This is a genomic window from uncultured Mucilaginibacter sp., from assembly GCF_903913935.1.
Lineage (GTDB): Bacteria > Bacteroidota > Bacteroidia > Sphingobacteriales > Sphingobacteriaceae > Mucilaginibacter.
In genome coordinates this window covers 1-10,310 of the sequence record NZ_CAIWNH010000302.1, presented here as the reverse complement: position 1 = coordinate 10,310, position 10,310 = coordinate 1, and the positions used below count along the sequence as shown (strand labels likewise).

At 40.8% G+C, this 10,310-nt stretch carries 9 protein-coding genes; 1 reads left to right on the top strand and 8 read right to left on the bottom strand.

Features of this window, described 5'->3' with window-relative positions:
- The 8 genes from QZY09_RS11955 to QZY09_RS11920 all read right to left on the bottom strand — a co-directional run.
- A partial coding sequence (locus QZY09_RS11955; protein WP_295672691.1) for a hypothetical protein occupies nt 1-319 on the bottom strand: 319 nt, incomplete at its 3' end.
- Between the two features lie 272 nt (nt 320-591).
- Entirely contained in the window at nt 592-1,875 is a 1,284-nt protein-coding gene (locus tag QZY09_RS11950) for an ABC transporter ATP-binding protein (RefSeq protein WP_295672689.1), read from the bottom strand.
- Nucleotides 1,875-2,738, bottom strand: coding sequence for an ABC transporter permease (locus QZY09_RS11945; RefSeq protein WP_295672687.1), 864 nt, complete (start codon nt 2,736-2,738; stop codon nt 1,875-1,877). Before QZY09_RS11945 ends, QZY09_RS11950 begins: the two co-directional genes overlap by 1 nt.
- Nucleotides 2,731-3,852, bottom strand: a complete 1,122-nt coding sequence (locus QZY09_RS11940) for a glycosyltransferase family 4 protein (RefSeq protein WP_295672686.1) — start codon at nt 3,850-3,852, stop codon at nt 2,731-2,733. The genes QZY09_RS11945 and QZY09_RS11940 overlap by 8 nt, the downstream gene beginning before the upstream one ends.
- Nucleotides 3,845-5,632 carry an asparagine synthase (glutamine-hydrolyzing) gene (gene asnB, locus QZY09_RS11935; protein WP_295672684.1) on the bottom strand — a complete coding sequence of 596 codons (1,788 nt, stop codon included), beginning with the start codon at nt 5,630-5,632 and terminating at the stop codon, nt 3,845-3,847. Before asnB ends, QZY09_RS11940 begins: the two co-directional genes overlap by 8 nt.
- Before the next feature lie 155 nt (nt 5,633-5,787).
- Entirely contained in the window at nt 5,788-6,303 is a 516-nt protein-coding gene (locus QZY09_RS11930) for a UpxY family transcription antiterminator (protein ID WP_295672682.1), read from the bottom strand.
- A 15-nt stretch (nt 6,304-6,318) separates the two neighbouring features.
- Nucleotides 6,319-8,751, bottom strand: a complete 2,433-nt coding sequence (locus tag QZY09_RS11925; protein WP_295672680.1) for a tyrosine-protein kinase family protein — start codon at nt 8,749-8,751, stop codon at nt 6,319-6,321.
- Nucleotides 8,752-9,441 (bottom strand): polysaccharide biosynthesis/export family protein, encoded by a 690-nt coding sequence (locus tag QZY09_RS11920; RefSeq protein WP_295672678.1) that lies wholly within the window; start codon nt 9,439-9,441, stop codon nt 8,752-8,754.
- A gap of 191 nt (nt 9,442-9,632) precedes the next feature.
- On the opposite strand from QZY09_RS11920, the gene QZY09_RS11915 reads away from it, so the two are divergent.
- Nucleotides 9,633-10,310: glycosyltransferase family 2 protein (locus QZY09_RS11915; RefSeq protein WP_295672676.1), on the top strand; the 678-nt coding region annotated here is incomplete at its 3' end.

Here is a 10,310-nt window from a genome sequence, read left to right as displayed (position 1 = left end):
TAATCAGGATCCCTCCATCAAATTGGGTAATGGTGAATGTTTTGGCATCGTCAATCACTACTTTGTCGACCCCTGCCTGCAGCGCTTCAAGACCTTCTCCATGTTCGGCAAAATTATGGTTGATATGCCAGCGGGTCCAGTAAACGGGTAAATAGTGCCAATCGGCCGCCAGGGGATCTTTGGTTACCAAATCCTTTTGTTTTTTAAGCCAGATATGAAAATCCTGTTCTATGCCGTAATCCTTGTTATGCCCCGGATATTGAAACGATTGTGTTTCGGGCTGAAATACAGACGGCGGATCCAATATAAAAATCTTCATAAAGTATTCAGTGTCGTTTAGTTAAGGTTCACTTGCATCCTGGCCTTGACTAAAACGGCGCGATATCTGTAAAAGTGCTGACATGTTTTTGTCAGTGACAAGATTTTGTCAGCACTTAAAATATTGAAAATCAGTCTTGTAGCGCTTTGTAGCACGTGTAGCACTTGTAGCGCTACAACTACACTACATTTGCAAAGGACGCCGATATATCTGTGATAAAAACGATTTATATAAATAAGTATCTCCTTTAAGTAAACAACGTTCATATAGTATTAGTCATCACTGCCTATCGCGGTACGTACGCCGCTGGTATTAGGCAGGTTTATTATTCCCAGATTGTTGAAGTCATACACTTTGCTCCATTCTTCAAGTACCTCGAACGAGCTGATGTCGGTCACAAAAAACCATTCAACATTACCCAACGAAAAATTGGTGTGGTTGGTATTATGCCCCCCCACGGCTACCGAATAGGTACCGGGCCTTAAAAAATAGCTTTGCAGTTTGATATCTGAGCGGTAATACCCGGGTTCAATCGCTGTGGATTCTTCCAGGTCCTGTACGGTCAGCACTCTTACCCCGTCTTTAAATATTACCAGCGAGATCCTGAACCCCGGCAGGTATTTAAGACATTGGTATTTAATGCAAAAATTAATTTCATCCTTCGGCGTAATCGCTACATCCAGGGGGCTGCCATTCACCGTAACACTTTTTATTTTGATGGTGTCTGCCATAGGCCCTATAGCAACAATTCCGGATTTTGGATCCAGGGAACTGTTCATATAATTCTTAATGGCTGCTTCTGTGTTACCTGTAAAAGCTATCTGGCCATTTGTAAGCAATATTCCTTTATCGCATAACTGGCGCACGCTCCCCATGTTGTGGCTAACAAACAAAACCGTTTTGCCCTCGCCTTTACTCACATCACCCATCTTTCCGAGGCATTTTTTTTGAAACTCAGCATCGCCAACGGCCAGTACTTCGTCAACTACTAAAATTTCCGCCTCCAGGTTAGCGGCGACTGCGAAAGCCAGGCGCACATACATGCCCGATGAATATCTTTTTACCGGGGTATCAATATAACGGTCAACGCCTGCAAAATCCACTATCTCATCAAACTTGCGTTTGATCTCTGCCTTGCGCATACCCAATATGGCGCCATTTAAATATATATTTTCCCGTCCCGTCAATTCAGGATGGAAGCCCGTTCCCACTTCCAATAAACTGGCAACGCGGCCCTTAATCTTAACCGTTCCGACAGTTGGCGAGGTTACCCTGCTTAAAATTTTAAGTAAGGTGCTTTTTCCTGCTCCATTTCGCCCTATAATTCCTACTGCATCGCCCCTTTCAACCTCAAAATTCAGGTCGCGTAAGCTCCAAACGATATCACTTGTGCCTTTTTGGGTGCGGTCGTTAAGTTCGCCTATTTTTAAAAAAGGGTCTTCTTTACCGCGGATCCGGGCCCAATAACGTTCAAGGTCGCGCGAAATAGTACCGGTACCGAAGTCTCCCAATTGGTATGCTTTCGACAAATTTTCAACCTTTATTACTTTAGTCATTATACGGTATCAACAAAATTTTTCTCCACCCGGTTAAATATGATGGTGCCAATGATCACAATAATTATCGTCGCGCCGGCAGCAAATCCCAGTAATTCCCAGTTAAAACTACCTTCGCCTAAAAAGCCCTTTCTAAAGGTCTCAATAACAACGGTGATCGGGTTGTATTTAATTAGCCAGCTGTATTTGGGGTATTTTGACTGGGCTACAGATAATGGGTAGATTACTGTAGTAGTATACATTAAAAGCGGCACCGCGAAACTTACTACAAACGTGAGGTCGCGGTATTTTGTGGTAACCGCCGAGATCATCATCCCCAAACCCAAACCCAACGCGGCGATCAATACGATCAGCACAGGGAACAGCAAAAGGTAAAAGTTGGGGTGGATAGGATATCCCTTGATACCGTAAATAACCATCAGCAATAAAAACAACATAAACTGTACACCAAACCTGATGAGGTTTGACAGGACAATGCTCAGCGGCATGATGAGACGCGGAAAATATACCTTTCCAAGCATCGCTGAGTTATCTTTAAATACTGTTGATGTTTTGGTTAAGCAGTCTGAAAAATAGTTCCAGATGATGGTTCCCGCTAAATAAAAAACCGGTGGCGGAATTGACCCGGTTGGTATTTTGGCAATATTAGCAAAAACAAAATTGAACAGGATGATAGTTGCCAGGGGCTGCAAAAAAAACCAAAGCGGCCCCAATACGGTCTGCTTGTAAAATGCTACAAAATCCCTTCGGACCAATAATACCAGCAGATCGCGGTAATGCCATACATCTTTTAGCTTCAGGTCAAGAAGATTGTTCCTGGGGCTAATTTCGATGTCCCAAATTTCCTCTTCGGGCCTATCCATTGTTTATTAGTTCCTCTAAGTTTTCCATATAATGTTTTTCATTAAAATGCATCAGGCCTTGTTCCTGCAGATATTTCCGGGCTTCCTTGGTTGAAGCAGTCTTTATAAAATCAGTTAACGCATTTTCCAATTCTGCCAGGTCATCGGGGTTTATGGCTTTACCTAACTCGCCATTGCAGATCGCATCAACGCTTCCATCAACATTTCCGCATATAACAGGCAGGCCACAAGCCAGCGCTTCAATAAAAACAATTCCAAAACCTTCCTTTTTGCTAGGCAATACAAACACATCGGCCAGTAAAAAATGATCAGAAAGTTCGCTTTCATCAATAAAGCCGGTAAGTATAACCTGTTCTTCAACCCGATGATCTGAAATGAGTTTCTGGATCCTGATTTCCTCGTTGTGATCATACTTTCCCGAAAGGATATATTTTATGTTTGGATACGTTTGTTTTAAACGGCTTATCACTTTTATCACCTGGTCGTGCCCTTTATACTGCTCGGTTGAGGCCAGCCGTGTTAATGTAAATAATACAGGATTATCTTCTGTTATCCTATATCGCCTTAATAAATGCACCGGTTTTGCAAACGTTTCCGGCAACCTCATAAACGGGTCAACCGCATTGTTTAGAACGACACATTTGGCAGGGTCGGTCTGATGCCGGCTTATCATTTGCTGCCTTGTAAAGTTGCTTACGCATATCACCTTGTCGCAATGCTTTAACAGCGCAATTTTAATCCGGGATAGTGGCCTCCATACCTCAATACCGTGTGTTATCAGCCAAACTTTACATTTAGGGTTGATGATTTTCAGCAGCAGCCCTACTGAAGCCAGGTTAATATGGCTCAATATAACAACATCAGGCCTTTTTAACTGAAATATCGTCCTGAAAATAAAGTTTACGCGCATCAGATTAAAGCCTACAAAATTATCAGCAGGCAAATATTGGGGCATTAAATCTTTATTTGAATCATATACGGACCATAAACTAAAATCCCATGCGTTGATTTTGGCAAGGTTATATAACGAATGGGCGAGTGTACGCGTCATTTTTTGGATACCACCGGTAGTGCTAAACGTTTGCAATGAAAATAGAACTACTTTTTTAGACATGTAATTGAATCTGATAAAGCGCAAATACTTTTGACCAATGCATCTGGCCGCTTTTAAATTTCAAAACCTCATTCTGGGCAAACTTACCTCTATATAATTTTTCGTTGCTGATCTCGTTATGGCGACTCATCCACTCCTGAAACGGAAACGTAAATCCCATTTTCGGCCTGTTCCACGTCATTTCCGGTAAAATTTCCTTAAAGCTATCAATTAATATCTTTTTGGGCTGGTTTTTGCTGAACCTTATTTCAGGCGATATTGCCTGCACCACTTGCTGAAAATCCTCATCTAAAAATGGCACCCGTACTTCAAGGCCATGGCTCATGCTCATTACATCGGTATCCCTCAGTAACTGGTTTTGCATATAAAGGTTACTCTCGAACCAGGCCGCATGTTCCTCATTGTATGGACCGAGGTCATTTTCATCAGTTTCAGTAAATAAAATTTCGCCGACATCTTTTATGTCCATGTTCAATATACGGGCAATATCAACAGGCACAAACAGCCCACGTAACAATAAGTAATCGGCCAAATAATGTTCATGAGCTAAAAAGGATATTTTTCTGTACCTGTCTGTTTTAAAATAATTTGCCGCGCGGAATAATGCTGATGGTATTTTCCTGAGATATTGAAGGTATTTTATCCGGTTAAAAGAAGGATATCCGCCAAACAGCTCATCGGCTCCAACTCCGGAAAGTACAGCCTTCAACCCATCTTCATGCGCATACTTGCTGATAAACCATGAATTTATCCCATCAGTAGTTGGCATATCCATATCCGAAATTATTCTCGGAAAAAACTCTTCAAAGTCCTGTTGTTGTACCAAATGCGCATACTTTTCGCCACTTATCTGGTCTAATACATTATTCTGATAAGCGCGTTCATCGTAGCTTTTTTCGTTAAAGAAAATAGAAATTGTTTTTAACTGCTGTTCTTTTTGCTGATTTGCCAGCAATGATACGAGGCTTGAATCAATGCCGCCGCTCAAAAAAACGCCGATAGGCGCATCTGCCATCAGCTGCCTGTTAATGGCTGCTTTCAAACTGCTTCGAATATATTCTTTCGCATCCGTGGCATTGGTAATATAATTTACAGCTGGGTGATGGTAAAATTTGGCAATACTATAGCTGCCAGAATGATGATCCCATGACAGGTAATGCCCTTTTTTAAGGCTGAAAACGTCTTTTAGGGTTGTATATGGTTCGGGAATATGTCCGAAAGCTAAAAATCTAACCGCCCAGGCCGGATCCGGCTCAATTGTCATGCCCGAAATTTTAAAGGCTTTAATTTCTGAGGCAAAACAAAGCGTTCCATTTTCGGCATAATAATATAAGGGCTTAACCCCTGTAGCGTCCCTTACAAGAAATGTTATTCCCTTTTCCTTATCATATAAAGCAAAGGCAAACATGCCCCGCAGTTTTGAAAAAGACGAAGTACCCCATTGCAGGTAAGCATTAATAATAACCTCAGTGTCAGTATTTGAGTGAAATAATACACCGGCTTTTAACAGTTGTTCTTTAATTTCACGATAGTTATAAATTTCGCCGTTAAAGGTTATCCAAACCCTTTGTTTACCATCTGCCATAGGCTGGTGCCCGTTCTTGCTAAGATCTATTATGGAAAGCCGCCGGTGTCCGAATACCAGGTTCGCTCCTTCATCTGAAAATACACCTCCATCATCAGGACCACCATGTTTTAAAGAATCACACATAAGTGTAACCCTTTCAACAAGTTCACTTTGTTCAAGCCTTTTCGATATTATTCCTGCTATCCTACACATATAAAAATACATTCACAGCTTCGCCGCGTAAGTCACACTTATAAAGTATAACCTATTATAATTCAGCAATTTATAATGCTGCATTCCATTTAAACATTATGGCATTAATATAAACAAAATGCCTCCTGCTACCTATTATAACTATTCAATCAACGTTAAAACCGGTCTATCAACGATGCTGAAACGTGTACAATTATGGAGTAGCCCAAATTCTCTAAACGCAAGGCAAGTTGTTTTTGCGACCGGTAAGAAATAATCTCACCTTTAAGTCCTTTCAATGGCCCGGCTTTAATTACAATGTTTTCCCCGGGTTGCAGGTCCTGTTCGGTAACTTCCAATTCATATGGACTGGCGATCAGCAATTTAAGCTCATTTAGCTGGCGATCAGGCATGGATGTGATCCTTCCCGAGAAATATATAAAACGCGCTATCCCTTTGGTCATTAATACTTCCGTCTGCTCATGCTCCTTAATGCGTACAAATAAATATGATTTAATAAACGGCTCCTCCACCCATTTCTTCCTGTCGCTCCACTGTTTAAGTTGGCGCTGCAACGGCAAATAGGCTTCAACCCCTTTTTTTATCAGCGCTTCATATGCTTTTTTTTCAGAACGGGGATGAGTATAAACCGGGTACCACTTACATATACCTGCAGCTGATTTTAATGGCATAGTTTTTCCCGCCTGTTATCTGTTGAACCACCGTCTGATATCCCACCAATGTTTCTTCTTTTCATCTATATAATAGCCGGAGCTTTCATACCCGCTATAATCAGAATAATAATAATACCTTGAACCATAATTCTCGCCAGTAAACTTAGTGGTGTAGTATCGGGAATGTAGCAGATCTTCTGAGTATGCATTCAATACTATTACGGTATTATCCAAATGATATTCCTGTGCAATGCGCTGCGGAACCGTTGCCGAATAAAATTTCGATTTTCCTGAGCGAATCACAAAGAGGTTAACATCACTCATCCTGATCAACGGTATCGCATCTGAAACCAGCCCGATGGGCGCTGTATCAATCATAATCAAATCATAAATAGTCTTCAGTTTTGTTATCAATTCGGTCATTCTGCCTGAATGCAAAAGTTCGGAAGGATTTGGCGGTACCGGGCCCGATATAATGAAATCAAGATTCTCCTGAGAAGAATGCATTACAATATCTTCCGCTTGACATTGGTTGGCCAGGTAGTTGCTTAAGCCAATATCATTGGGCACCTGGAAGGTCTTATGCAATTTTGAACGACGCAGATCGGCCGCGATTAATATTACTTTTTTATTAATAAGGGATAACGTGCTCGATAAATTTACAGCCACAAATGATTTTCCCTCCCCAGCCACTTCTGAAGTGATACAAATGATCTTATGCTCCTTTTCGGACGCCAGGAAACTTAAGTTAGTACGTACGGAACGGACAGATTCTGCAAAAATGGACTTAGGCCGTGTAATGGCAAGAATCTGTGAGCTATATTCATCTATCTCTTCAGGAAATTTTCTGATTACCCCGATAATAGGCACAGAAGTAAGACTTTCGATCGTTTCTTTGTCGTAGATGTAAGGATTCAGCACCCTTATCAGGATGATCAGCCCAAGGCCAATTACCAGGCCAAAAATAATGCCCGTGCGGCGGATGCCATGTTCATCGGGCGATACGGGGCCAAAATTAGGTTGGGCCAGGTCAATGATAGTGGCGCCAGGTAAAATTCCGGCGCTATTAATCTGGGCATCTAATTTTTTTTCAGATAAAAAGGAGTAAACTTTATCGTTGATCTCAAAATCACGTTTTAAGCTAAAAAGATCCCTTTCTGCTGCCGGCATCTGCAAGATTTGCTGATTTATTGGCGCAATCTGGGTATCCAGGTACTTCACTTTATTCTCGATAAGATTACGGGAACTATTTAAACTGGTTAAAATATTATTTTTTGCAACTAAAATTTGTTGGTTTAAATCAGTAATTTGTGGAGAATTGGGAAGGTATGTTTTTAATAAAGAATATTTCTCGGCAAGCAGGTTATTCAAACCGGCCACAATCTCATTAAGCTGTGGCTCAATCACACCACCCAGGTCAAAACTGAGATTGGCATTTTCTTTTTCTTTGACGATCTGCTGCTTTAGCTGATCGATAGCCAGCAATTGTATTTTCAACAACGAAAGTTGTGCCTCAATATCTTTGGCTTTACCCATCGCCTGTTCAGATGCCGAACCCACATCCATTATTTTTTTATTCTGCTTAAATTGTTCAATAGAGTTGGCTGATCCCTTAACCTGGCTTGAAAGAAAATCTAACTGGCTGTCGATAAACTGGATCATGTGCGTTGTAGAAAGTGTTCGCTGATTACGATCGTAATTCAGGTATTCTTTCATAATGGCATTCAATATATCAGCCGCAAACTGCGGGTTTGAGTCAACCTCGTGCAACGCAATCATGTTAGAGTTTTTGGCTGTTTCGTTGGCCTGGAAGCCCCCCCTTATCCTCCCAATAAAGTCATTTGGCGAATTCAACTTAAATAAATACGAAACGGTTGACGGAAGCCCGCCCGGATATTTTATACTAAATGCAGTGGGACCTATAGTAAACGGAACGTTATACTTGCAAGCGTATTGAATATCTTTGCTGCCGTTTTTATAACTGATACTAAATGACTTGTTATTGATAGGTTTATAAGTGATCAGGTCATGGAAAAAATTCAGACTGTCAAATTTTATCAACTCAATATCAAGTGGTTTTTGAGGATACAACTCATTTGTGCGGTTAAGAACCCGCCCAACAATATAAAAACTAATGCGGTAATCAAGTTGTTTTATAGCGCTCTCCAAAAGCGGTGTGCTTTGTAAAACGATAGTTTCAGTTTGGATCCTGGAAGCGTTTGCCCTGTCTGAAGCCACACCAGCACCCGTTATATCTGCCATTTCAGATTTTTTTTCCTCAAACTTCATGGTACTCGAGGTAGCAAACGTTTTCGGCGTATACCATAAATATACATTTGATGCCAGCATGCAAATGGTAACAGACCCCACAATCCAATACCATCTGCTTAACAGAATCTTGCCTATCTTAAAATAATCAATCTCCTGGCTCGGCAGTTTATGCTGTATCTTATCGGTTTCTTCCATTTACTTACGCACAAGGGTAAATATGATCAGCGCTGTATTAAACAAAATTAACGCAGGTTGTATCAATGTTGAAAAGTTTTGAAAGTTATCTGTACGTGTTGCCCGCTTATTTTGGGCTATGTAAATGATATCTCCACTTTGAAGCAGCGCAGCCGGATCGTTTATCGCCCCCATATCATTAAGGTCGATCATGGTTACATGTGGACTCTTTTCGCTGCCTCTTATTATTTTAATATTTTTTTCGTCGGCTTTTTCAGTAAGACCGCCCGCTTCTCCAATAAGTTCAATAAGGGTAGTTTTGTCCTTGGTTAGCTGGAAGTTGCCCTGCGATTTTATCTCACCCAATATCGTGACCTTCAGGTTTACTATTTTTAGCGCGATGATGGGTTGTTTAAGAAATGTCTTTTGGTAAAGCTCTTCAATTTTTTTTTGTGCCTCATACCTTGTTAGCCCTACAACCGCTACGTGGCCCAAACCAGTGAGCGCTACCGTACCATCCTCTTCAACCTGGTAGGTTTCTGATTGGGTTGTAGCCCCGCCCTGGGAAGAAACAGCGCCTTGTGCAGGCGTAAGATCAACAATATTTTTACTGTTTTGCAAATTCCGGATCTCAAGGACATCCTGCGATTTTATGTGATATTGATATGCGGCAACTTCGGGCTTCAGAGCCGCACTGTCTGCTGAAACCATTTTCCTTTGCTGAAAAAGCACCTGGTATTGTTGGTTGGAACAAGATGTACAGGAAATAATTACAGCTAAAATTAAATATAGGTAAATTAACTTATGCATACACTCCCTGTTCTTTCTTAAGATTAAATAATTAGTAAACAGCTCCAAATTTACGTAATTTTGCCGCTATTAACGCTTGTATTTTTTGTTTAGTGCCCGATTTAAAAATTACCCTCATCACTGTCTCTTTCAATGCTGAAAGCACAATTGAGTGCTGTCTTCAATCTGTTTTGGCACAATCCTTTAAAAACATCGAATATATAATTATTGACGGAGCTTCAACTGACAATACGCTTCAAATTATCCACAAATACGACAGGCATTTCCAAATTTTAGTATCAGAACCCGATAAGGGAATATACGACGCGATGAACAAGGGCATAAAAATGGCAAGCGGCGATATTATTGGGATGTTGAACGCGGATGATTTTTTTGCCTATGACGATGCGCTAAATGATATAGCCAACTTATTTAATAAGCAAAACTGTGATATTGTTTTTGCCGACCTTGATTATGTTGACCATCAGGAGAAAGTAATAAGGAAATGGCGATCGGGAGAATATACACCCGGAAAGTTTAACTGGGGCTGGATGCCGCCACACCCTACTTTTTATTGTAAAAAGAATTTATTTCAACAATATGGCTTCTACAGCCTTGCATATGGAACTGCTGCGGATTACGAGTTGATGCTAAGATTTATGCATAAAAACCCAATAAATGCATGTTATCTTAAAAAAGTAATAATTAACATGAAAATTGGCGGAATAAGTAACAAAAATTTAAACAACCGCGTAAAAGGACTATTGTTTGATCTGAAGGCCATGCGAATC